At 64.0% G+C, this 23,448-nt stretch carries 24 protein-coding genes and 1 riboswitch; of the genes, 10 read left to right on the forward strand and 14 right to left on the reverse strand.

The annotated features are described in order from the left end of the window. Nucleotides 1-159 precede the first annotated feature (159 nt). The 5 genes from prmB to uvrC form a co-directional block, all read right to left on the reverse strand. Nucleotides 160-1,119, reverse strand: coding sequence for a 50S ribosomal protein L3 N(5)-glutamine methyltransferase (prmB, locus tag ABIB78_RS14095; protein WP_429025254.1), 960 nt, complete (start codon nt 1,117-1,119; stop codon nt 160-162). Next, the gene (locus tag ABIB78_RS14100; protein ID WP_429025257.1) at nt 1,119-1,586 is read right to left on the reverse strand and encodes a molybdenum cofactor biosynthesis protein MoaE; all 468 of its coding nucleotides are present in this window, start codon (nt 1,584-1,586) and stop codon (nt 1,119-1,121) included. The genes prmB and ABIB78_RS14100 overlap by 1 nt, the downstream gene beginning before the upstream one ends. Nucleotides 1,587-1,594: 8 nt before the next feature. Further along, complete coding sequence (gene moaD / locus ABIB78_RS14105; RefSeq protein ID WP_429025259.1) at nt 1,595-1,846, reverse strand: molybdopterin converting factor subunit 1; 252 nt, start codon at nt 1,844-1,846, stop codon at nt 1,595-1,597. Then, nucleotides 1,843-2,457 (reverse strand): CDP-diacylglycerol--glycerol-3-phosphate 3-phosphatidyltransferase, encoded by a 615-nt coding sequence (gene pgsA, locus ABIB78_RS14110; protein WP_016844474.1) that lies wholly within the window; start codon nt 2,455-2,457, stop codon nt 1,843-1,845. Before pgsA ends, moaD begins: the two co-directional genes overlap by 4 nt. Nucleotides 2,458-2,649: 192 nt before the next feature. Then, a complete protein-coding gene (gene uvrC, locus ABIB78_RS14115; RefSeq protein WP_429025262.1) occupies nt 2,650-4,770 on the reverse strand; it encodes an excinuclease ABC subunit UvrC in 2,121 nt (706 codons plus the stop codon). A gap of 255 nt (nt 4,771-5,025) precedes the next feature. On the opposite strand from uvrC, the gene ABIB78_RS14120 reads away from it, so the two are divergent. Then, entirely contained in the window at nt 5,026-5,649 is a 624-nt protein-coding gene (locus ABIB78_RS14120) for an outer membrane protein (protein WP_429025264.1), read from the forward strand. A gap of 266 nt (nt 5,650-5,915) precedes the next feature. Here the strand turns inward: ABIB78_RS14120 and ABIB78_RS14125 are convergent, their stop codons facing one another. The 4 genes from ABIB78_RS14125 to ABIB78_RS14140 all read right to left on the reverse strand — a co-directional run bounded on the left by ABIB78_RS14125 (nt 5,916) and on the right by ABIB78_RS14140 (nt 8,688). Next, complete coding sequence (locus tag ABIB78_RS14125; RefSeq protein ID WP_016844477.1) at nt 5,916-6,128, reverse strand: cold-shock protein; 213 nt, start codon at nt 6,126-6,128, stop codon at nt 5,916-5,918. A gap of 260 nt (nt 6,129-6,388) precedes the next feature. After that, nucleotides 6,389-7,249 (reverse strand): 23S rRNA (adenine(2030)-N(6))-methyltransferase RlmJ, encoded by an 861-nt coding sequence (locus tag ABIB78_RS14130; protein WP_429025267.1) that lies wholly within the window; start codon nt 7,247-7,249, stop codon nt 6,389-6,391. Between the two features lie 161 nt (nt 7,250-7,410). Next, nucleotides 7,411-8,097, reverse strand: coding sequence for a ribonuclease T2 family protein (locus ABIB78_RS14135; protein ID WP_429025269.1), 687 nt, complete (start codon nt 8,095-8,097; stop codon nt 7,411-7,413). Between the two features lie 114 nt (nt 8,098-8,211). After that, entirely contained in the window at nt 8,212-8,688 is a 477-nt protein-coding gene (locus ABIB78_RS14140; protein WP_429025270.1) for a hypothetical protein, read from the reverse strand. A 166-nt stretch (nt 8,689-8,854) separates the two neighbouring features. Between ABIB78_RS14140 and ABIB78_RS14145 the strand changes: the two genes are divergently transcribed. The 3 genes from ABIB78_RS14145 (at nt 8,855) to ABIB78_RS14155 (ending at nt 12,641) form a co-directional block, all read left to right on the forward strand. Further along, nucleotides 8,855-9,154, forward strand: coding sequence for a hypothetical protein (locus ABIB78_RS14145; protein WP_429025271.1), 300 nt, complete (start codon nt 8,855-8,857; stop codon nt 9,152-9,154). A gap of 42 nt (nt 9,155-9,196) precedes the next feature. Then, complete coding sequence (locus ABIB78_RS14150; protein ID WP_429025273.1) at nt 9,197-9,727, forward strand: DUF3617 domain-containing protein; 531 nt, start codon at nt 9,197-9,199, stop codon at nt 9,725-9,727. A gap of 640 nt (nt 9,728-10,367) precedes the next feature. Next, nucleotides 10,368-12,641, forward strand: a complete 2,274-nt coding sequence (locus ABIB78_RS14155; protein ID WP_429025276.1) for a TonB-dependent siderophore receptor — start codon at nt 10,368-10,370, stop codon at nt 12,639-12,641. A 69-nt stretch (nt 12,642-12,710) separates the two neighbouring features. Here the strand turns inward: ABIB78_RS14155 and ABIB78_RS14160 are convergent, their stop codons facing one another. The 3 genes from ABIB78_RS14160 to ABIB78_RS14170 all read right to left on the reverse strand — a co-directional run bounded on the left by ABIB78_RS14160 (nt 12,711) and on the right by ABIB78_RS14170 (nt 15,480). Then, nucleotides 12,711-14,096, reverse strand: a complete 1,386-nt coding sequence (locus ABIB78_RS14160) for an ATP-binding protein (RefSeq protein WP_429025278.1) — start codon at nt 14,094-14,096, stop codon at nt 12,711-12,713. A 110-nt stretch (nt 14,097-14,206) separates the two neighbouring features. Beyond that, nucleotides 14,207-14,911 carry a response regulator gene (locus tag ABIB78_RS14165; protein WP_429025362.1) on the reverse strand — a complete coding sequence of 235 codons (705 nt, stop codon included), beginning with the start codon at nt 14,909-14,911 and terminating at the stop codon, nt 14,207-14,209. A gap of 20 nt (nt 14,912-14,931) precedes the next feature. Further along, nucleotides 14,932-15,480, reverse strand: a complete 549-nt coding sequence (locus ABIB78_RS14170) for a MarR family winged helix-turn-helix transcriptional regulator (protein ID WP_375709962.1) — start codon at nt 15,478-15,480, stop codon at nt 14,932-14,934. 329 nt (nt 15,481-15,809) lie between these two features. Between ABIB78_RS14170 and ABIB78_RS14175 the strand changes: the two genes are divergently transcribed. The 4 genes from ABIB78_RS14175 (at nt 15,810) to ABIB78_RS14190 (ending at nt 19,569) form a co-directional block, all read left to right on the forward strand. Next, nucleotides 15,810-16,889, forward strand: coding sequence for a branched-chain amino acid aminotransferase (locus ABIB78_RS14175; RefSeq protein WP_429025280.1), 1,080 nt, complete (start codon nt 15,810-15,812; stop codon nt 16,887-16,889). A 281-nt stretch (nt 16,890-17,170) separates the two neighbouring features. Further along, on the forward strand, nt 17,171-18,685 hold the full coding sequence (gene hisS, locus ABIB78_RS14180) for a histidine--tRNA ligase (RefSeq protein ID WP_429025282.1): 1,515 nt from the start codon (nt 17,171-17,173) through the stop codon (nt 18,683-18,685). Nucleotides 18,686-18,799: 114 nt separating this feature from the next. Next, on the forward strand, nt 18,800-19,003 hold the full coding sequence (locus ABIB78_RS14185; protein WP_044538952.1) for a tautomerase family protein: 204 nt from the start codon (nt 18,800-18,802) through the stop codon (nt 19,001-19,003). A gap of 155 nt (nt 19,004-19,158) precedes the next feature. Further along, nucleotides 19,159-19,569 carry a thioesterase family protein gene (locus ABIB78_RS14190; protein ID WP_429025284.1) on the forward strand — a complete coding sequence of 137 codons (411 nt, stop codon included), beginning with the start codon at nt 19,159-19,161 and terminating at the stop codon, nt 19,567-19,569. Between the two features lie 126 nt (nt 19,570-19,695). On the opposite strand, the gene proC is transcribed toward ABIB78_RS14190, so the two are convergent. Both proC and ABIB78_RS14200 read right to left on the reverse strand, forming a co-directional pair. Continuing rightward, nucleotides 19,696-20,523 carry a pyrroline-5-carboxylate reductase gene (proC, locus tag ABIB78_RS14195; protein ID WP_429025286.1) on the reverse strand — a complete coding sequence of 276 codons (828 nt, stop codon included), beginning with the start codon at nt 20,521-20,523 and terminating at the stop codon, nt 19,696-19,698. Between the two features lie 196 nt (nt 20,524-20,719). Then, entirely contained in the window at nt 20,720-21,220 is a 501-nt protein-coding gene (locus ABIB78_RS14200) for a YbjN domain-containing protein (RefSeq protein ID WP_029081955.1), read from the reverse strand. 442 nt (nt 21,221-21,662) lie between these two features. Continuing rightward, nucleotides 21,663-21,817: riboswitch (FMN riboswitch) on the forward strand. Nucleotides 21,818-21,895: 78 nt separating this feature from the next. Between ABIB78_RS14200 and ABIB78_RS14205 the strand changes: the two genes are divergently transcribed. Both ABIB78_RS14205 and ABIB78_RS14210 read left to right on the forward strand, forming a co-directional pair. After that, the gene (locus ABIB78_RS14205; protein ID WP_429025289.1) at nt 21,896-22,477 is read left to right on the forward strand and encodes a 6,7-dimethyl-8-ribityllumazine synthase; all 582 of its coding nucleotides are present in this window, start codon (nt 21,896-21,898) and stop codon (nt 22,475-22,477) included. A 119-nt stretch (nt 22,478-22,596) separates the two neighbouring features. Next, nucleotides 22,597-23,403 (forward strand): SDR family NAD(P)-dependent oxidoreductase, encoded by an 807-nt coding sequence (locus tag ABIB78_RS14210; RefSeq protein ID WP_429025292.1) that lies wholly within the window; start codon nt 22,597-22,599, stop codon nt 23,401-23,403. The last annotated feature ends 45 nt before the right edge of the window (nt 23,404-23,448 follow it).

Consider the following 23,448-nt stretch of genomic DNA (forward strand, 5'->3'; position numbering starts at 1 on the left):
GCGCCCGCGCCCTCTGTCCGAACGTCCCCGGAGTGCGACCTTAGCACCATTGTTGATTCGACGGGCCAGCGATCTTCGGAACCGGCTGGAACTGCATACGATTTTCGCGTCGCCCAGATCAGGCTCCGTAATGATCCGGACCTGGCCGCGGCGCGCCGGTCAGAGGTCGGCGGCGGCGATCCAGAACACCTCGCCCTCGGAGTCCTCGGTGTCGAGCCAGAGCAGCGGCAGGTTGGGATAGGCGGCCTCGAGATTGTCGCGGCCGCGGCCGATCTCGCAGAGCAGCCCACCCTGCGGGGTCAGATGCCGCTTGGCCTCATCGAGCAGGCGGCGGATGACATCGAGCCCGTCAGTGCCGCCGTCGAACGCGATCTTCGGCTCGGCGCGGCACTCGCGCGGCAACGCCGCCATGCCTTCGGCATCGACATAGGGCGGATTCGAAATGATGAGATCGTAGCGCCTGTCGCCGAGCGGCTTGAACAGGTCGCCTCGATGCAGCGTCAGGCGATCGTCGAGGCCGTGGTCGGCGACGTTGCGCGCGGCGACCTCCAGTGCATCCTTTGAAATATCGACGGCATCGACCGCGGCGTTGGCGAAATGCCGCGCGGCCAGGATCGCAAGGCAGCCGGAGCCGGTGCAGAGGTCGAGCACGCTTTCGACATCCTCGGGATCGCCGATCAGCGAGGTGCCGTCCTCGTCGCCGCCGAAATGCGAATCCAGCAATTCGCCGATGAAGGAGCGCGGCACGATGGTGCGCTCGTCGACATAGAACGGCAGGCCGCGCATATAGACCTTGTTGACGAGATAGGCGGCCGGCTTCCGCGTCGCGATCCGGCGCCCGATCAGATCGAGGATCTGCTTGCCTTCGGCCACGGTGACGCGCGCGGTCGCAAAGTTCTCGAACTGGTCGGGATGCAGGTGCAGCGCCTCGCAGATCAGGAACGCGGCCTCGGCCACCGGATCGGTGGTGCCGTGCGCGAACACAAGCTTGGCCGCGTTGAAGCGGCTGACCGCGTAGCGCAGGAAATCGAACAGGGTGTGAAGCTCGCCGGCTCCGACCTTCGGCGCTTTCGGCGCGGCCGGGCCGCGCCTTGCCGGCACTTGGCTGCGCTTGGCCATCAGGATTTGGTCCAGCGCGCGGTGGCCGCGTCGTCATGGTCGCGCGCCTCGATCCAGCTCGTGCCGCGTGCACTTTCCTCGCGCTTCCAGAACGGCGCGTTGGTCTTGAGATAGTCCATCAGAAACTCGGCTGCCTCGAACGCCGCCTGCCGGTGCGCCGAGGCAGTCACCACCAGCACGATATTCTCGCCCGGCGCGATGCGGCCGAAGCGATGGATGATGGTGAGGCCCTGCAACGGCCAGCGCGACAACGCCTCATCGGCGTGGCGCGTGATCTCAGCCTCCGCCATACCCGGATAATGTTCGAGCGTCAGCGCAGCGATCGGCTCGCCCTGTTCGCTGCCGCGGCAGATGCCGCTGAAGCTGACGACCGCGCCGACATCGGTGCGGCCCTGGCTCAGGGCGGCGATCTCCTGCGCGACGTCGAAGTCGGCTTCCTGGATGCGGATGGTCGCTGCGACGGTCATAATTAGATTTAGCCGCCGGTCATCGGCGGGAAGAACGCGATCTCGCGCGCGCCGGAGATCGCAGCGTCCGATTTGACGTGGGCATGGTCGATCGCGGCGCGGATCACCGTGGGCTTCTCGAAGGCATAGGCGTAGGCATCGTCGCGGGCGGCAAGCCAGCCGATCAGGTCACTGACGGTGCGCACCTCGGCCGGCGGCTCGACGACCTCTTCGGCCTTGCCCACGCGTTCACGCACCCAGGCGAAATACTTCAGCTTCATCCCTCATCCTCCTTGATGAGGTGATGGATGCCGGCGCGGAAGTAGTCCCAGCCGGTGTAGATCGTGAAGATCGCCGACATCCAGAGCAACACGATGCCGATCAGGGTGGTGGCTGGGAAAACCTGCTCGCCCGCTTCGCCGGCGATCAGAAAGCCGATCGCCACCAGCTGGATCGTCGTCTTCCATTTCGCAAGCTTGGTGACGGGAACGCTGACCCGCAGGCCCGCGAGATATTCGCGCAGGCCCGAGACCAGGATCTCGCGGCACAGGATCACGATCGCCGCCCACAGCGTCCAGCCATGGATCGAGTTGTCGGCGGCCAGCATCAGCAGGCTGGAGGCGACCAAGAGCTTGTCGGCGATCGGATCGAGCATCCGGCCGAAGGCCGACTGCTGGTCCCACATCCGGGCGTAATAGCCGTCGAGATAGTCGGTGATCCCCGCCGCGATGAACACGGCCAGCGCCACCCAGCGCAGCCACAACGGGCCGTCCAGGATCGACTGCCAGTAGACGCAGCCGATCACAACCGGGATCGCGGCGATCCGGGCGTAAGTCAGGATATTCGGGAGGGACATGGTCTTGGTCTGTCCCCGGGTCGTGGCGATGTTCATCCGTTCTACCAATACCGCTGCAGCGAGAAGGTCAACCGTGCGGGGGCCAAAGCGCGGCGAGATTACGCTGAATCGTCATGGCGCCTTAGCCCCTTGTTTAAGCATGATCTTTTCGGACAACCGCCTCACACTTTTCCGCATCATGCCCTAGATGGCCTGTCGCAGGCGACGCCCTGATGACTCGCCTTTCGTTTAACCCGGCCGGGCGTGGAAAAACTCGAAAATCTTGCGGGCACTTTCGGCGCTGACGCCGGGAACCTTGCCGAGGTCGGCGATCGAGGCCCGCTCGATCTCCTTGAGCGTTCCAAAGTGGTGCAGCAAGGCACGTTTGCGCGACGGGCCGATGCCCGGGATCTCCTGCAAGCCGGCCTCGCGGATGTCCTTTTTGCGCAGCTTGCGGTGCGAGCCGATCACGAAGCGATGGGCCTCGTCGCGCAGCCGCTGGATGAAATAGAGCACGGGATCCCGCGGCTCCAGCTTGATGGCCTCGCGGTCCGGCATGAACAGGGTTTCCCGCCCCGCATCGCGCTCCGGTCCCTTGGCCACCGCCATCAGCGAGACCTGGGTCAGCCCGAGATTCTCAAAAATCTCCCTGACCGCGTTGAGCTGGCCGCGGCCGCCGTCGATGATGACGAGGTCGGGCCATTGCGGGAACGAATCGTCGTCCACCTTGTCGTTTTCCTTGGCCTTTGCAGTGTCCTTGGCAGTCTCGCCCTCCGGCGGCTTCAGCAGCCGCTTGAAGCGGCGTTCCAGCACCTCGCGCATCATCCCGTAGTCGTCGCCGGGGGTCAGCCCTTCGGACTTGATGTTGAACTTGCGATACTGGTTCTTCATGAACCCGTCGGGCCCCGCCACGATCATCGCGCCGACCGCGTTGGTGCCCTGGATGTGGCTGTTGTCGTAGACCTCGATGCGCTTCGGCGTGTGCGACAGGCCGAGCGTCGTGACCATGCCCTCCAGCAGTCGGCTTTGCGTCGCGGTATCGGCAAGCTTGCGGCCGAGCGCCTCGCGCGCGTTGGTCAGCGCGTGGCCGATCAGTTCCTTCTTCTCGCCGCGCTTGGGCACGGAGACTTCGACCTTGGATCCCGCCTTCACCGATAACGCGTCGGCGAGCAACGCGCTTTCCTCGATCTCATGCGACAGCAGGATCAGTTTCGGCGGCGGCTTGTCGTCATAGAACTGCGCCAGGAACGAGGACAGCACTTCTTCGGGCGTGAAACTCTTTTCCGCGCGCGGGAAATAGGCGCGGTTGCCCCAGTTCTGGCCGGTGCGGAAGAAGAACACTTCGACGCAGGAATAGCCGCCTTCCTGGTGGATCGCGAACACATCGGCCTCTTCGACCGTGCGCGGATTGATGCCCTGCTGCGACTGGATCGCCGACAGCGCCGCGAGGCGGTCGCGGTACAGCGCCGCGGTTTCGAATTCGAGCTCGCCGGAAGCCTTCTCCATCTCGGTGGCCAGCAACTCCTTCACCGCGCGGCTGCGGCCGGAGAGGAATTCGGTCGCCTCGCGCACCAGTTCGGTATAGCCGGGGAAATCGATCTCGCGCGTGCAGGGACCGGCACAACGCTTGATCTGGTAGAGCAGGCAGGGCCGGCTGCGGCTTTCGAAGAAGCCGTCGGTGCAGGAGCGGATCAGGAACGCGCGCTGCAGCGCCGTGATGGTGCGGTTGACCGCGCCTGCATTGGCGAACGGGCCGAAATAGCGGCCAGGCCGCGACTGCGCGCCGCGATGCTTGAGGATCTGCGGCGCCCAATGATCGCCGGTGATCAGAATATAGGGGAACGACTTGTCGTCGCGCAGCTGCACATTGAAGCGCGGGCGAAGCTGCTTGATCAGATTGGCTTCGAGCAGCAGCGCCTCGGTCTCGGTCATGGTCGAGACGATCTCGACATGCGTGGTCGCCGCGATCATGCGCAGGATGCGCGCCGGCAGCGGCGCGTTGGCCCGCGCATAGGACGACAGCCGCTTTTTGACGTTCTTCGCCTTTCCGACATAGAGCACGTCGTTGGCGGTGTTGAGCATGCGGTAGACGCCGGGCGAGGTCGGGGCGAGGCGAACCGCGTTCTCGATCGCGGCATGCCCGACCGAGAGGGTGCCCTCGGCGACCGTCTCGGTGGTGTCCTCGGAAGCCTCGGGAAGGCGTGCGTCATCCTCCTCCTCGGCTGCGGAGGTTTCGGGATCGACGTCGCTTGTGTCGAGCGTCAGGTCGTCTTGCGGCAGGTCGGACGTTGAACCGCGCCGTGGCTTGAGGGTCTCCTTGGGGGCAGCCTTGGGGACCGGCGTCGGACGCTCGGGAGAATCGTGAACCATGGGCCGTAAATTAAGCGCTTGGGCGACCGGTCGCCAGCACCGGAAAACAACCCCGATTGCAGGAGGTTACCGGCCCCGCGCGGCCGCCGGGGCGGGTGGATAACCCATTGTTAAGACTGATGAGCGGGCCGGTAACCGGACTTAACAGCCCTTTAACTTAAAACTCTCGATAAACCTTAGCGAAAAAAGTGGAATTCCGTAACCACGCCGGCCCTTGGCCTGCGGGCTGCGGCAGTTGCGTAGTGGAGAGTACCAATGACCCGGTTTGTTGCGCGTGCGCTGGCACTGATCGTCGCAGGCTGGACGACCTCGGCGGCGTCGGCGGACCTCAACTACGGCTCGCCCTATACCGTCTATCAGCCGCTCAATGCCTATAGCTGGGCCGGGCCCTATCTTGGCGGCAACATCGGCTACGGCTGGGGTTCGGTCGAAAACAACCCGACCAAGCCGTCCGGCTTCGCCGGCGGCGTGCAGGCCGGCTACAACTTCCAGAACGGATCGCCCTGGGTGTTCGGCATCGAGGCCGATATCCAGGGCACTACTGCGGACGATCGGTTCGCACCCTGGAAGTTCTCCAATCCGTGGTTCGGCACGGTGCGCGGCCGCGCCGGCTATGCGGTCAACAACGTGCTGTTCTACGCGACAGGCGGTCTCGCCTTCGGCGAGCTGCGCGGCGAGACGTTCGGCATAACGGAGACGCACACCAATGCGGGCTTCACCGTCGGCGCCGGCGCCGAAATGGGCTTTGCCCCGAACTGGAGCGCCAAGATCGAGTATCTCTACGTCGATCTCGCCAACAGCAACTTCACGATCACCGGCGGTGCGTCGAACGGCTACAGCTTCAGCCTGGTTCGCGCCGGCATCAACTATCACTTCTGAGAACAAGAAAACGTCTGATATCAACTCCCGGCCGCGCCTTGCGCGGTCGGGTTTTTCTTTGTGCTGACGATCTGGACATCGCGCGCGGCAGCATGCACGCCAAGGCGTCCGCGAATCCAATCCGTGGACCACGGATGTGCGGCACGGCCAGTCGCGTCCCGCATCATGCAGCTGGTCATGCAGCGAGCGCGAGCCGCGCTCGGCAGTCAACTCACACGCAACGCTTCATTCATCGTTCCATGACGAACGCGCACCGCGAGCGGTCGTCACGAAACCACCAGGTTGACCGCCTTCGGGCCCTTGCCCTTCTTGTCGGGTTCAACCTCGAACGTAATGCGCTGTCCTTCAGTCAGGTCCTTCAATCCTGCACGCTCGACCGCAGTGATGTGGACGAACACATCGCGGCCGCCATCATCAGGCTTGATGAAGCCGTAGCCACGCTCTCCGTTGAAGAACTTGACTGTCCCAGTCATGGCCATCGGGAAACTCCTCCCCCGTATTGCTCCACCGCTACGCGCACGCCGCGTAGCGGTTGACCGACATTCGCTTGTCGGAAGCTTGGCCACCTGAACAGGCCGGCGTCACGCCGCCGGTCTGCCTGGATTTTATTTCGGCCTTGTCACTCCGCCGCAACCATTCGCGGAAGCGGAACGTAAAGCCAGTCGTAACAGGATGAGCATAATACGGTTCCGCGCGCGTTGCCTATGCTCAAATAGAACTTTTCAGTGGGTGCTGCGGATCAAGGTTTAGGCGTTTCGAGTCTGAAGCGTCCGGCGCCGCCTTGACCAAGTGGCCTCTCGAGTTCGGGCAGAATGATCTTCAGCTCGCCCGCCAGCGTCCACGGCGGATTCACTATCAAAAGGCCTGTGGAAACGAGGCCTGCGCCCGCTTCTTGCGGCGCCACACTGAATTCCAAACGCAAGCATTTGCCCGCGGGCCGACTGCTTGCTGCTGCTGCAGCCACGCTGCGCGCGAGCTCGTCGGTAGCTCTCCGGGTTTTTACGGGGTACCACAAAAGATACGTGCCGGTCGGCCACTTCGCAAACGCGTCCGTGAAAGCACCGGCCAGCCGCTCGAACTCGTCCTTCGCTTCGAAGGGCGGATCGATCAGCACCAGGCCGCGGCGCTCGTTCGGCGGCACGAATGCGGGCAGCGCCATCCAGCCGTCGAGATCGACAACGCGCGCCTGCGCGTCGCGCCGCAGTGCATCGATCAATTGCTTGCGTGCCGCCGGCTCGATCTCGCAGGCCGTGAGGCGGTCTTGCGGACGCAGCAGCGCCCGCGCGATCAACGGCGAACCGGGATAGGTTTTCAGCTCGCCTCGCGGATTGAATGCCCTGACGATGTCGAGATAGGGCGCGATCAGCGGCAGCGCCTTGTCGGAGAGCCGCGCCTGCATCAGTCGCGCGATGCCGGTCAGCCATTCGCCGCCGCGCTGCGCTTCGCTCGAGGTCAAATCATAGAGGCCGGCGCCGGCATGGGTGTCGATGACGCGGAACGGCGCCTGCTTGTCCTGCAGGTAGGTGAGCATGCGCACCAGCGCGATGTGCTTGATGACGTCGGCAAAGCTGCCGGCATGAAAGGCGTGACGGTAGTTCATGCGATGACGCTGCGCTCCAGAGGTGGCGCATGTTGTACTGCGTCATGCCCGGTCTGTCCCGGGCATCTATGCCTTATCTCGCTGGTTTCGTGACGGCGTCGATGGCCGGAGACGCCCCGCGCGACGATGCGCGTCTGCCCCGCCATGATGTGGACGAGACTTCAGCCGCCGCGAACCGGCGGCATCAGCACCTGATCGCGGCGGCAGGCGCGGCGATCGATTTCCTCGCAGGAGCGGAATTGCAGATCCTTGCTGAGGCAGATCCGCACCTCGCTGAGCCGCTTGCTGTCGCAGGTCACCGAGATCGCGGAGTTGCTGAGCCCCGGATTGGCCTTGATGAACGCCGTTTCCAGCTCGTCGGGCGCGATCGTCTTCGGCTCCGACAATTGCAGGAATTCCTCGGGGATCTTCACCGCGGCACGGGCCTGACGGATGGCTTCGAAATAGGCGCGCTCGCCGAGACCGGAGCAGGTGCCGTGCTTGTCCCACTCGTTGTAGATCAGCCCGGGCGCAGGCATCAGGTCGAGCATCGAGGTCATGATGTTGCGGGCGAGACGCGGCGAGGGCCGCTGGCAGTATTCCGGGAAGCCCCGCTCATATTGCGGCCACAGGCCATGCACCACGAAGGAATAGGGCCGTCCGCCGCACTGCGCCTGGGTGCCGCGGCCGTTGTTGTTGCGCTCGCTCGCCGCCTCGCAGAACGAGGGCGACCACGACAGCGACAGCACATAGAAGTCGAACTCACCGGGCGCATTCTGGCGGCGATCCTGGGCCGAGGCCCCAACCGCGCCAGACAGAACAAAGGCAGCTGAAATCAGAAATCGGGAAATTGTGACCAACCGAGGCATCAAACGCTCCCCCTGACGCGACCATCACAGCCTAACAGGCCCGCGGAACATTTCAAGAACAAAAGCCGCCGTCTGGACGGCGGCGGCTTCCGTTTATCCCAATCTGGTCGGAGATCAGGGCCGAGCGGCCCTGCAGGACGGGTTATAGGCCCAGTTGCGGTCAAGCCCGGCGACGCACCATTCGACGCCCTGGTGGATGCTGGCAAAGCCGCCGTCCTCGATGATCGAATAGTGCACCTTGCGCACTTTGCCGTCGCTCAGCACCGCATCACCCGTGCAATAGCGGCGCGGAATGTTGTCGGACTGCCAGGGGCGGAACGCGGTTTCGTGAATCCGGCTGAAGCCGGTGATTATCAGGGATGAATTCCAGAAGGTGGCTTCTTTTTCGTGGAATTGCTCGCTGATGACGGTCAGGGCCTTCTCGCACGGGGCCACATTGCCGTCGTAGCGCGGGCCGGACAGCCAAAAATTCATTTCGAACGGATTGGCGGCCTGGGCCGTGCCCCCGAACGCCAGCAGGCCGACCATGAGGGCGGCGCCGAGACCAAGCTTTTGGCCGAGTTTGTTGGGGGAGTTGAACAGGTTGCGCATGGGAATCCACCCGATGATCAGATGCCGCGGACGGTGCCGTGAAGGCCCGGCAAGGTCAAGTGCAGCGCGGCAACACCTGGTGAGAAGTCCACCTTTGGCAGCCGGCTCGTTCTTTTCACGGTCGCCGGCGCACTCTATGTTGGCCTGAAGCGAAATGGAGTCTGCGATGCGAAGGAAATTGGCCGCGTGCCTGGTTGCCGTTTGCGGGATGCTGGCCGTTGTACCGGCGCGAGCCGACTGGATGCAGCCGGTGCCGCCGTTCAAGGGCAATGATACCGGCGGTATCATTGCCTATACGCTGGCGGCCCAGACCGACGCCCGCCAACTCGCCGTCGATCACTGCGCCTCCTACGGCAAGGTAGTCAAGTTCCTTGCGGTGCAGCGCTATCCGGGTGGCTACATCTCGTTCGCCTGTCGCTGGGTGCCCTATGGCGCGGCCCAGAGGCCGCTGCGCACGCTCTACTGAGCGCGCTTCAATCCTTCGATCGTTCGGCCGGGAGCTAACCGCATGACCCGACAGCTTGCCTTGCTTGGTTCTGCTGTTTGCCTCGTCCTGTCTGCCGGCGCCGCAAGCGCCGTCGACCTGCCGATCCGCAAGGCCGGGCTGTGGGAGATGAAAATGGTGCGCACCGGCGGGGCGATGCCGGAAATCACCATGCAGCACTGCACCGACGAGACCACCGACAAGGAGATGAGCGCGGCGGCCTCGCCGATGGCCAAGGAAATCTGCTCCAAGCAGGATATCCAGAAGACCGCGACCGGCTATCTCAGTGATAGCGTGTGCAGCGTCGCCGGCATGTCGATGCAGAGCCATGCCGAGATCATCGGCGATTTCAATTCCGCCTACACGGTCAAGAGCACCTCGCATGCCGAGGGCGGCGCGGCCGGCTCTCGCGACACCACGATGACCATCGAGGCGAAATGGCTCGGCGCCTGCAAGAGCGACCAGAAGCCCGGTGACATCATCATGCCCGGCGGCATGAAGATGAACGTCAAGGACATGGAAAAGCTGAAGGGCCTTCTGCCCAAGCAGAAGTAGGGGCAGCGCATTCTGTTGCGGCCGCACGTTTAGCTGACTGATGCTTTCTCCGTCATGGCCGGGCTTGTCCCGGCCATCCACGCGTTTCCTTCGTGATTGGAGCAAACACGTGGATGCCCGGCACGAGGCCGGGCATGACGGAGCCATATGAGAGAATCCGATTTCATTGATCGCTTTTTGAGCGAGACCATAAGGAACGTGCAAAGCGCGCGTCTCGCAGCATCGCGGCCAGCAGCCGCTCATCCTTCAAGAGATCTGGACGTCGAGCAAGACACCACGCGCTGGTCGCGTGCAGCGCATTGCAGGACGATACCAACATCATTGAATGATCCCAGCGTGCCGCGCGCGCGAGCAATCCGAGGGAGCGAAGACGCACATCGGATTCCTTGTGCTGAAAGCCGGCTGCTAGATGTCGTCTTTGAATCGTTCCAGTGTCGCGCATCTTGAATCATTCCAGCGTTTCGCTTCGTGTGCGCTTCAATCGATTCTATTTTGCTCGTGTGGAATTTCGTTCATCCCGCCGATAGAAGTCCGCCCCAATCGAAGCCCGCTTCATGACGAACGGCGGCTCGATCGAGATCAGTCTTGGCGTCCGGGGATTTGTTCGGTGGGAATGGCTTCGTATCGGAGCAGGCGCGGCTTGCTTGGATCAACGGCTGCGATCAACGCAGCGTTTCTCGGTTCGGTCATGCTTGTGCCGGTGGGTGCAAACGTCGCCGGCGCTCAGGCGCAAACCAGCGAGCCGCAGAACAATGTCAGCGTGCTTCCTGCCGTGACGGTGGATGAACCTGGCGCGGCTAGGAAGCGCGGTGCCGCCGCCTCCAGTCAGAATATCAGGTCTTCGCGCGCGGTCGCGGCGAGCCGGCGCCGTGCTGCTGCGGTACCCGCGCAGAGCCGGGCTTCGCGGTCGCAAGGCGCAGCGGGCGCGATCGGTGTGACGAACGGTTATGTCGCGACCGGCAGCACTGCCGGCACCAAGACCAACACGGCGCTGATCGACACCCCGCAGTCGCTTTCGGTCGTCACGCAAAAGGAGCTCAGGGATCGCAACGTTCAGACGCTCAAGGACGCCGTCAATTACACGCCCGGCGTGACGACCACGGCGTTCGGCTATGATCCCCGGTTCGATAGTTTCTATATCCGCGGTTTCGACGCAACCTATACCGGGATCTATCGGGACGGCCTGCGCCAGGGTGGCGGCAACTTCGCCATTCCCAAGATCGAGCCCTACGGTCTCGACAGCGTATCGATCCTCCGTGGCCCGGCCTCGGGCCTCTATGGCCTTGGCTCTCCAGGGGGCATCGTGGATGTCACCACCAAGCGGCCGACCTTGACGCCGTTCGGCGAGGTGCAGTTGCAGGCAGGCAATTATGATCGTTACCAGGGCAGTTTCGATATCGGTGGTCCGGTGCCCGGCAGCGATCAGTTGTACTACCGGCTGACGGGTTTGCTCCGTGACGCGAAGACCTGGTATCCCGGCAACGACGATGATCGCGCCTACATCGCGCCTGCGCTGACCTGGCGGCCGGATGCCGATACGTCCTTCACGATCCTGAGCGAATATCAAAGCAGCCGAACCGCCGCGAGCATCGGCAACTTCCGCACGCCTGACGGACAGTTGACCAACATCTACTCGAATGATCCGGCGTTCAGCGCCATGGATCAGAGGCAGTATCGCGTCGGTTACGCGTTCGAGCACAATGTCGACGACGTGTGGACGGTGCGGCAGAACTTCCGCTTCTATCAGGCCGATACGGACGCGAAATACACCCAGATCGATTCCATCGACAGCAGCACCAATCTCGCGTCGCGGTCCGCCTGGCGGATCCTGGATAGCTTCAATACCGTGACACTCGACAATCAGGCCGAGGCCAAGTTCATGCTCGGCGCGATCAGGAACACGGCCCTGTTCGGCGTTGACTACGGGCACTCCTACTACAACGACAAGATCGGCTACGGACCAGCTCCGGATCTCAATCTCCTGACAATGAACTACGGCGCTCAGGCGATCGCGACGCCGGCATTCTCGATCTTCAACAAGCAGTCGACTGACGAGGTCGGTGTCTATGCGCAGGAGCAGGCCAGGCTCGGAGGCCTCATTCTGACGCTCAACGGCCGCCAGAGCTGGGTATCGCAGACGACGACCGCCGGCCTGGACGGCGTGCCGTCAACGCAGAAGGCGACCGCCTTCACAGGCCGTGCGGGCCTCAGCTACGTGTTCGACAACGGCATCGCGCCCTATATCAGCTACGCGACGGCGTTCGCCCCGCAGGTCGGCGTCGACGCATCTGGATCGCCGTTCAAGCCGACCGCCGGCGAGCAGAGGGAAGTGGGCATCAAGTACCAGATGCCGCAGGTTCCGGTGCTGTTGACCGCCGCGGTGTTCGACATCACGCAGGACAATGTGCTGCGCACCGATCCCAACAACATGGCCTTTCAGGCCGCCACCGGGCAGGTCGAATCCAAGGGCGTGGAGCTGGAGGCGAAGCTGGCGCTCAAGCAGGGATTTGATCTCACCGCCGCCTACACCCATCTCAACGTCGTGATCACCCAGGGCAATCCCGATACGACCGGCAATGAGCTCTCCGGCATTCCGAGGAATTCCTTCGCGGCCTTCGGAAAATACACCTTCCAGTCCGGCGTTCCCGTCGAGGGACTCGGGCTCGGTCTCGGGGTCCGCTATATCGGCACGAATTTTGGCAACGACCAGAATACGTTCCAGAATGCGGCGACAACGTTGTTCGATGCCGTGATCGACTACGATCTGGGCAAGCTGGACCGGCGATTCCTGGGCGCCACCGTGCGCGTGAACGCGACCAATCTGTTCGACACGCACTACCAGACCTGTCAGTCCGGCTACTGTTACGCCGGCGAACGGCGTCAGGTCATCGGCACCTTGTCCTACCGCTGGTAGCCGCGATCTCCAAGTCTTGCGGGTCGGGGTCAGGGGCATTGATCGCAGCCGAAAGGCCGGCCGCCTTCGCTACACCGGGACGCGTACGGCAGCCCGCAGGCCGCCCATCGGGCTTTCGCTGAGCATGATGTCGCCGCCATGCGAGCGCGCGATGTCGCGGGCGATCGCAAGCCCGAGGCCGCTGCCGCCTTCGTCCTGGTTGCGGGCATCATCGAGCCGCAGGAAGGGCTTGAACACTTCCTCGCGCATGTTGGCAGGGATGCCCGGCCCGTCGTCGTCGACCGTGATGTTGAGATAGCGGTGGTCGCGGTGACCGGTGATCGAGATCGTGTTGGCGTAGCGCGCCGCGTTGGACACGAGGTTGGCGAGGCAGCGCTTGAACGAGGCCGGCTTCACCGTGACAACGGGCAGGCCGCGGAATGCGACCGTCGCGGTGTGGCCGTGGCGCTCGGCGTCACTGCGCAATTCCTCCAGCGCCATCGCCATGTCGGTCGGCTGCGCGACCTCGCCGGAATCGCCGCGCGCGAAGGCGAGATAGTCTTCCAGCATCATCGACATCTCGTCGATGTCCTTGCGCATCGCGTCGATCTCGGGACCCTCGCCGATCAGGGCGAGTTCAAGCTTGAAGCGGGTCAGAATGGTGCGCAAATCGTGCGACACGCCGGCGAGCATCGCGGTACGCTGTTCGATCGAGCGCTCGACGCGCGCCTTCATCTCGATGAAGGCCTGCGCCGCGCGCCGCACCTCGCGCGCACCACGCGGCCGGAAGTTCGGCGCTTCGCGGCCCTTGCCGAAACTTTCGGCGGCGTCGGCCAGTCGCAAGATCGGTTTGATCTGGTTGCGCAGGAACAGCACCGCCACGATCAAAAGGATCGTTGAGGTGCCGAGCATCCAGAAGATGAAGATCTCCGAATTGGAGGCGTAGGCCGCGCTGCGCTGGGCAAAGATCCGCATCACCGAATCGTCGAGCTGCACGCGGATCTCGACCAGGTTGGACTTGCCGACGGTGTCGATCCAGAACGGGCGGCTGATCTGTCGGCCGAGCTGCACCGAGAGTGTCTGGTCGAGCAGCGAGAAGAACGGCTTCGGCCCCGGCGGCGGCATGTCGCCGGCGGGGAGGAAATCGACCACCAGCTGCAGCTTCTGGGCGATGTGGCGAAGCTGCGCGCGGTCCTTGTCCTGCGGATAATTCTTGTAGACGTCGATCAGCGCGGCGATATCAGACACCACCGCGGCCGACAGGCGCCGTGTCACCGTGTTCCAGTGCCGCTCCATGAACACGAACGCCACCACAGTCTGCAAGATCACCATCGGCACGATCATGATCAGCAGCGCGCGCGCATAGAGGCCGGTCGGCATCCAGCTCTTGAACGCATTGCCCATCCAGCCGTTCGCCTTCGAGACGCGTTGCGAGGCGTTGCGGATCAGGGTCAGGCCGGAGTCGAGCGTGCTCATGCGGATGCTCTACAGCATGATCCGGAAAAGTGCGCGGCGGCTTTCCGATAAGATCATGCTCAAATAAGGATCTGAAGCGCGATGAGGGTTCATCCCGACCTCATCGCGCTTCAGGGCGAGGCCACCAGGCGATACCCGATGCCGCGCACCGCCTGCAGGAACAGCGGATTGGCGGGATCGTGCTCGATCTTGCGGCGCAGGCGGTTGATCTGTACGTCGACCGCGCGCTCGTTAACGGTGCCGCCGCTGGTCAACTCGGCGCGCGGCACGGTCTCGCCGGGCGCGCTGGCGAGGATGCGCAGCATCTCGCGCTCGCGGTCGGTGAGATGAATGATCTCATCGCCCTGGCGCAGTTCGCTACGCTCGATGTGGAAAATGTAGGGGCCGAACGCGATCTGCTCGACGGTTACGACCTGCGGCGGCGCGGTGCGCTTGAGTATATTGCCGATGCGGAGCACGAGCTCGCGCGGCTCGAACGGCTTTGCGACGTAATCGTCGGCGCCGATCTGCAGGCCCTCGATGCGGGCTTCCGCCTCATGGCGGGCGGTCAGCATGATGATCGGCACCGTCGAGGAGCTGCGGATGAAGCGGGCGAGGTCGAAGCCGTTCTCGCCGGGCATCATCACGTCGAGGATGAGCAGGTCGAAATGCAGGCCGAGCAGCTTGGCGCGCGCGTCGGTGGCGCTCATTGCCGTCGTGACGCGATAGCCTTCGCCGGAAAGAAACCGCGACAATAGGTCGCGAATGCGCCGGTCGTCGTCGACCAGCAGGAGATGCGGCGCGTCGTCGGCCGGCTCGACCGGCGCGCGCATCATGGTTGCAGCCTGCACCGGGGTCACTCCCTTGTCTTTCTGCCGCCGCCGAAGATCGCTTCGAGCACCTTGTCGGGATCGTCGCGGTCGATCATCGCGCGGAGGAATTGGCGAACCGTCTCGACACCGGCCGGATCGATGCCGGCGATCGCGCGGTTGATGCGGTCGGTCTGCAGCCCTGCGAGCTTGGCGACCAGGGCCTCGCCCTTCGGCGTGGCGTAGAGCAGGCGCTGCCGCCGGTCATTGTTGCCGGTTTTTTGCACGATGTAGCCCTCGTCGAGCAGCTGCTTGAGCACGCGCCCGAGCGATTGCTTGGTGATGCGCAGGACGTCGAGCAGGTCGGCGACCTTCAGGCCGGGATAGCGGGTGACGAAGTGGATGACGCGGTGGTGGGCGCGGCCGAAGCCGAACGCCTCCAGCTCCTGGTCGGCGTCGCCGACAAAGTCGCGGTAGGCGAAGAACAGCAGCTCGATGATGTCCCAGCGCAGATCGCGCGCTCCCGCCGCGGGAGCATGGTCATCTCCCTGCGAATCGGGCTTGGCAGCCATGCCTGAGAAATTTATGTCAGTCATATTGACGTATCTTGGGTTCAATGTTACAAAACTGCCCGTCACGACGAAACATTAGGTCGTTTTGTCCTCGACAGCGTTTGAGGCGGCCTGAAAGAGCCTGTGAGGCGGTTTGGGCCGCAAATTGGACTACCGTGCGATTGTCGAGCGGCATTTCGGCAAACATACTGGACTTCAGCATTCCGCAAAAGCATGTCTAAACGGCATGTTGGCGACGGAGACCGGCCGCGCGGCCGGCAGTGGTGAAGTCCGGACCAGCCGAGCCGGAAGGCTCCGGGGGAAACAGGCCGGCACCGATATCGCGCCGGTTCCGACAGCGGAAAGCAAGAAAAATGACTTTGAAATTCGACATCCAGCCTTCGCCGAATGCGACGTCCGACAAGGAGCGCGCGGCAAAGCTCGTGGACCCGGGCTTCGGCCGCGTCTTTACCGATCACATGGCGATCGTCCGATACAGCCAGGGCAAGGGCTGGCACAGTGCCCGCGTCGAGGCGCGCGCTAATTTTCCGCTCGATCCGGCCGGCGCTGTGCTGCACTACGCCCAGGAGATTTTCGAAGGTCTCAAGGCCTACAAGCGTGACGATGGCGGCGTGAACCTGTTCCGCCCGGATGCCAATGCCCGCCGCTTCCGCGATTCGGCCGAGCGCATGGCGATGGCGCCGCTGCCCGAGGACGTGTTCATCGATGCGGTCGAGCAGCTGGTGCGGATCGATCGCGCCTGGATCCCGGGCGGCGAGGGCAGTCTCTATCTGCGACCCTTCATGATCGCGAGCGAGGTCTTCCTCGGCGTGAAGCCGTCGGCGGAATACATCTTCTCCGTTATCGCGTCGCCGGTCGGCTCCTATTTCAAGGGCGGCCCTGCGCCGGTGTCGATCTGGGTGTCGGAGAATTACACGCGCGCCGCGATCGGCGGCACCGGCGCCGTGAAGTGCGGCGGCAACTATGCCGCGAGCCTGCGCGCGCAGGCCGAGGCGATCGATCGCGGCTGCGACCAGGTCGTGTTCCTCGACGCGGTCGAGCGCCGCTACATCGAGGAGCTCGGCGGCATGAACGTCTTCTTCGCGTTCGACGATGGCTCGCTCTCGACGCCGCCGCTCGGCACGATCCTGCCCGGCATCACCCGCGACTCGATCATCGCACTTGCCAAGGATGCCGGCACGCCCGTGCGCGAGGAGCCCTATACGATCCAGCAGTGGCGCGCCGATGCCGCCAGCGGCAAGCTGAAGGAGGCGTTCGCCTGCGGCACCGCCGCCGTCATCTCGCCGATCGGCAAGGTGTGCTCGGCGAGCGGCGATTTCCAGATCAGCGGCGGCGCGGCCGGCCCGGTCGCGATGGGCCTGCGCAAGAAGCTGGTCGACATCCAGTACGGCCGCACCAACGACCCGCACAACTGGATCAGAAACGTCGCGTAGCATGCGACATGCGTAAGGCGAGCACGTTCTCTCGCTCCCTCGCCCCGCACTTGCGGGGAGAGGGTGGGGTGAGGGGCGTCCTTTCCGCAGGCACCGCATTCGCAATAGGCATCGTGCCATGCCCCTCACCCGAAATTCGCTCGCGCGAATTTCGACCTCTCCCCGCAGAAGGGCGGGGCGAGGTTAAGTAAGGCCGGCGCTTGCTGTAGCGTGCGTCCGCTGCTAACTCGGCCTCATATGTGTAAGTCAGTTTCGACTTGCAGGCCCGACAAAGAACGCCAATGGCCGAGAAACCCAAAAAAACCCAGAAACTCAAGGCGCGTCTGCCGCGCGGGCTGGAAGATCGCGGCCCGGCCGCGATCAACGCCACGCGCCGGATGGTCGAGAAGATCCGCGCCGTCTACGAGCTCTACGGCTTCGAGCCGGTGGAGACGCCGGCGATGGAATATACCGACGCGCTCGGCAAGTTCCTGCCCGACCAGGACCGTCCCAACGAGGGCGTGTTCTCGTTCCAGGACGATGACGAGCAGTGGATCTCGCTACGCTACGACCTGACCGCGCCGCTCGCGCGCTATGTTGCGGAAAACTTCGACGCGTTGCCGAAGCCCTATCGGTCGTATCGTTTCGGTTTTGTCTTCCGCAACGAGAAGCCCGGCCCCGGCCGCTTCCGTCAGTTCATGCAGTTCGACGCCGACACGGTCGGCTCGGCTACGCCGGCGGCCGACGCCGAGATTTGCATGATGGCGGCCGACACGATGGAAGCGCTCGGGATTCCGCGCGGCTCCTACGTCGTGAAGGTGAACAACCGCAAGGTGCTCGACGGTGTGCTCGAGGCGATCGGTCTCGGCGGCGATGAGAATGCAGGTCGCAGGCTCACCGTGTTGCGCGCGATCGACAAGCTCGACAAATTTCCCGCCGACGAGGTCCGCAAGCTGCTTGGTCCGGGGCGATGGGATGGCGGCGAAGAGGGTAAGGGCGACTTTACCAAGGGCGCCGATCTGAGCCCCGCTGATGCCGATATCGTCCTGGCTGTTACGCAGAAGCGCGACGATTGGAAGGATGCCATTGCTGCGGCAGAAGCCTATCTGGCGAAGAGTGAAGTTGGTCAGGCCGGCGTGAGCGAACTTGAAGAGATCGCCAAACTGGTCGCGGCGTCCGGCTATGGCGCGGATCGCATCCGCATCGATCCCACCGTTGTCCGAGGCCTCGAATATTACACCGGCCCCGTCTACGAGGTTGAGCTGCTGCTCGACACCAAGGACGAGAAGGGCCGCCCCGTGCGGTTCGGCTCGGTCGGCGGTGGCGGCCGCTATGATGGTCTCGTCTCACGGTTCCGCGGTGAGCCGGTGCCCGCGACCGGCTTCTCGATCGGCGTGTCGCGCCTGCAGGCTGCGCTGACGATGCTCGGCCAGCTCGATAAGCAGGCCGAATTCGGTCCCGTCGTCGTCACCGTGTTCGATCGCGACCGCGTCGCCGACTACCAGAAGATGGTCGCGCAGCTGCGCCAGGCCGGCATCCGCGCCGAACTCTATCTCGGCAACCCGAAGAACATGGGCAACCAGCTCAAATATGCCGACCGCCGCAACTCGCCCTGCGCGATCATCCAGGGCTCGGACGAGAAGGCGCGCGGCGAGGTGCAGATCAAGGATCTGATCGAGGGCGCCAAGGCCGCGGCCGCGATCGCCTCCAACCAGGAATGGCGCGAAACACGTCCGGCGCAGTTCTCGTGCACCGAGGCCGATCTGGTCGCCAAGGTTCGCGAGGTGCTCGCGCGGCACGACGTGAACTGGGGATAGCTGGTTTGTCATGCGCGGGCTTGACCCGCGCATCCATCTTCAAAAAGATGGCGCGCCAGCCAAACCGGCAGACGACCGGTTTCGCGCGTTAACAACAACAAGGGAGTTATTCCGATGCCCGAGATCACTGTCAGCATGGCCGCCGGCCGCACCGACGAGCAGAAGGCCGGCATGATGCGCGACATCACCCAGGCGCTGGTGAAGAACCTCGGCGTCGACGCCGATGCCGTCGTGATCCAGATCAACGAAGCGCCGCTGCATCACAAGATGAAGGGTGGCAAGACCTTCGTCGAACGCGCCGCCGCCGCGAAGAAGTGATTCAACTTCGTCGTCCCTGCGAAAGCAGGGACCCATAACCACCGATGCCGGTGATTGGCAAAGGCTGCGGTCTCAGCCTTCGACCAATTGATATTCGTGGTTGGGTCCCGGGTCGCGCTTCGCTTGCCCGGGATGACACCTGCCTTGAGGCACCGATGGACGCACGCGACTTCGTCAAGATAGGCATGAGCGCCGAGCGCATGCTCGTGGTGCCGCCGGAGCGCACGGTCGGGCATTTCGTGCCGGGCATGCCGATGGTCTATGCGACGCCAATGATGATCCTCGAAATGGAGATGGCGTCGGGCGATGCCATCCGCGAGGCGCTGCAGCCCGGCTGGGTCACGGTTGGTACCGAGGTCGATATCCGCCATCTCGCGGCTGCCATTGTCGGGGCCACGGTGCGGACCACTGCCAAGGTGATCGTGGTCGAGCGCCGTGTGATCCGCTTCGAGGTCGAGGCGTTTGAGGGCACGCGCAAGCTCGGCGAAGGTCGCCATGCCCGTGGCTTGATCAATGTCGAGAGCTTCAACAAGCGCCTTGCCGGGATGTCGGGCCAAGCGCAGTAGATGTGGTTGCGCTGTCCGCCCAACGAGGTCGTCATGCGCGCGCCTGATCCGCGCATCCATCAAGCAAGAAGCGTTCTCCACGCGAGATGGATTGCCGGGTCAAGCCCGGCAATGACGGAGAATGCGCTACTTCGCCAATTCCTTCGAGCGCCACGTCGCCGCGGCGATGGCACGGGTCATCAGCGGCTGCATGCCGTCGCTCGCCATCAGCACCTCGAGCGCCGCAGCCGTGGTGCCGCCGGGCGAGGTGACGTTCTGCCGCAGGGTTGCCGAAGGCAGCTCCGAGCGATGCAGCAACTCGCCGGAGCCGGCGACGGTCGCGCGGGCCAGCGTGGTCGCGAGCTGCTCCGGCAAGCCGGCCGCAACGCCGGCGCGGGCGAGCTCCTCGGCGAGCAGGAAGACATAGGCCGGACCGGAGCCGGAGACCGCGGTCACCGCGTCCATCAGGCTTTCATCGTCGACCCATTCGACGAGCCCGGTCGCTTTCAGCAGCGCATCCGTCATCGCGCGCTGCGCGGCGGTGACGCGCTTTGACGGCACGGCGACCGTGATGCCGCGGCCGATCGCCGCCGGTGTGTTCGGCATCGCGCGCACCACCGCGCCGCCGACAACCGCTTCCAGCGCCGACATCGTCATACCGGCCATGATCGAGACCACGAGTGTCGAGGGGCCGACGAAAGCCTTCAGCGCTGCGCCGGCGTCGCGGAACGATTGCGGCTTCACCGCGACGACCAGCGTGTCGACCGTGCCGAGATCCTTCGCTTGCGGATTGAGCCGCACGCCCCTTGCGCCGAGTGCAGAGATTTCCGGCGAAAGATGCGGATCGATCACCACGACCTGCTTGGGCGCAAGGCCCTGCGCGAGCCAGCCGGTCAGCATTGCGCCGCCCATCTTGCCCGCGCCCGCAAGCGCGATGGTGCCGGTCGTGTTCGTCAATGTGCTGCTTGTGTTCACAGGTGGCTCCACAAACTCCGTGTCGACCCTGCCTGGTGCGCAATTGCGCACGGGAGCAGGGACCCATAACCATAAGCGGTTCTAGTGAAGCGAAGGGCGGGCGACAAGCAGTATGCGCGACCACTGACGCCGCGGAGTATGGGTCCCTGCTTCCGCGGGGACGACGCTGAAGGTGTGGAAAGGCCGGGCGAAACCGTTACGCCTCGCCCTCGGTATCGAACATCGCCGCGGCCATTGCTTCGGCGGTCGACTTGCCGGCCCACACCACGAACTGGAACGCCGGGTAGTAGCGCTCGCAGGCGTGGATCGCATTGACCACCATGCTCTCGCATTGTGCGGTGGAAGCGGTGAGGCCGCCGGGCAGCACCAGCGCCTGACGATGCATCACCATGCCGGTGTGGGTCCACAGATCGAAATGGCCGACCCACAATTGTTCGTTGATCGCGGCGACCAGCCGCTGCACCTCGGCGCGACGCGCCTGCGGCATCTTCATATCGAAGGCGCACGCAAGATGCAGCGCCTCGATCTCGCCCATCCAGGTGAAGGAGAGCTGATAATCGATCCAGTCTCCCTTGGAGACGATCGTCACCTCGTCTTCGCCGGAGCGCTCGAACGCCCAGTTGTTGTCGGTGGCGATATCCTCGACCACCGCAAGCGGGTTGTTCCGGGAATCGATAATGCTTTCGAGGAGGGACATACCGTCTCGGACCTTGTTCTTATGATCGCTTGATACGCACACGGAAGCCGGCACTTGCGACATACTGCGTCGTGGCCGAGTGCAGCTCCTAGACCGGGCTTCCGGATGCCCCTGGACCTGACGCCGATGAAGTGATGTGATTTGCGGAATCCGCGCAACCGCACGCCGAGTCCGTCCACAGCCAAAGCGCGCATCGTCCACAGCTGATCTCCGCCACACTTGTGATTTTGAGAACAAATCGGAATCTCTGCGGCCGCGTAACGGTTTGTTAACCATTTGCGGGCGCTTCGCCGCACGCGTGAATCAGCGTCCGGGCGCTCACATCGCTCTGCAAGAGCCGCAGCGCGCTCATGGGGACATGCCGTTTCCCCATGCCAAAGTCCTTGCCGAGTTGTCGCGGTTTGGTCATATTTCGTTTCAGGCACGTCCATCCCGGGCGTGCCGATGTTCTCAGGGCGGGGTGAAAATCCCCACCGGCGGTAAGGGTGATGAGCCCAAGCCCGCGAGCGCCTTCCTTCCGCGAAGCCGGAGGAAGGGTCAGCAGATTCGGTGCGATTCCGAAGCCGACGGTTACAGTCCGGATGAAAGAGAACGGTTGCGGCGGCCAACGCGATTTTCGCGCGGGCTCGTGTCGTTGTCCGTGTGCCCTGATTCTGGTCCTGAAAGAGGAAAGCCATGAATCAGATGTTGCAAGACCAAGACGTTCAAGCTTCTCAAGTCCAAACCTCCAAAGCAGAAAGCGCTCCCGATACGCCGGCAATTCCGCCGACGCCGGAGCATCCGCACTTTGCGAAGCCGCAGCGCGTCGCCTTCGTGCAGTCGTCCTGGCACCGTGACGTGGTGGAGGAGTGCCGCGTCTCCTTCCTGAAGGAGATCGAGGCGCGCCGCATCACCAATGTCGACGTGTTCGAGGTGCCGGGCTCGTTCGAGATCCCGCTGCACGCGCAGCTGCTGGCGAAGACCCGCCGTTACACCGCGATCGTCGCCGCCGGGCTCGTCGTCGATGGCGGCATCTACCGCCATGAATTCGTCGCCGACACCGTCATCAAGGCGCTGATGGATGTGCAGCTGCGCACGGAGGTGCCGGTGTTCTCGGCGGTGCTGACGCCGCAGCAATTCCACGAGACCGAGGTGCATTACGACTTCTTCCGCAAGCACTTCGTCATCAAGGGGATCGAGGTCGCGGAAGCTTGCGCGAACACGCTGCATAGCCTGGAACGTCTGCGTGGCCAGGTGGCGGCGGGGATTCCCGGTTAGCGCGTCAAACCTCCAAGGTCTGACGCAAAAGCGATTCCGGCATGCATGCCGGGATCGCTCCTGTCTGCTGCGTGTTCGGTTATGCTTGCCGGCATAAACCAGATGCGCGGGAGGCGCCCATGACCGAACAACATTCCTCCGACTGGCTCGGCCTGTCGGGCCGCGTTGCCGTCATCACCGGCGGAGGCGGCGGCATCGGCCGCGCCACCGCCGTTAGTTTCGCGCGCGCCGGCGCCAGGGTCGCCGCGCTCGATCGCGACGAGCGCGGGCTTGCGGAAACCAAGGCAAAGCTTCGCGAGTTCGGCGACGGTCATCTCGTTGCAAGTTGCGACACGACCCGCGAGGACAACGTCGCCGCGGCCGCTGATGCCGTCGCGCGTTCGCTTGGTCCGTGCGACATCCTCGTCAACACGGCGGCGGTGCTGCGCCCCGGCGGGCTCGACACGCTGCCGCTCGCCGAATGGAATGCGGTGCTGGCGATCAATCTCACCGGCTATTTCATTTGCGCGCAGGCGTTCGGCCGCCAGATGCGCAAGGCCGGACGCGGCAGCCTCATCCATGTCGCCTCGATCGCCGCCAGCAATGCGCAGGGGCAGAGCGGTGCCTACAGCGTCAGCAAGGCCGCCGTCGTGATGCTCTCGCAGCAGCTCGCCGCTGAATGGGGGCCGCACGGCATCCGCAGCAATGTGGTCAGCCCGGGCCTCGTCGTGACGCCGATGAGCCAGGCGTTCTACGATACGCCGGGTGTCACCGAGCGGCGCACCGCCGTGGTGCCGATGCGCCGGATCGGCGCGCCGCAGGACATGGCGGACGCGACCCTGTTCCTGGCGAGCGACCGCTCGTCATACGTCAACGGTGAGGAGATCATCGTCGATGGCGGCTATGCGCGGACGTTGATGAGCCACGTTCCGCGGCCGGGGTTTTAGCGGGGCCGGTACCGCATACTCCATGTCGTCCCGGCCTTGAGCCGG

The sequence above is a fragment of the Bradyrhizobium sp. I1.14.4 genome, from assembly GCF_050435825.1.
Classification (GTDB): Bacteria; Pseudomonadota; Alphaproteobacteria; order Rhizobiales; family Xanthobacteraceae; genus Bradyrhizobium.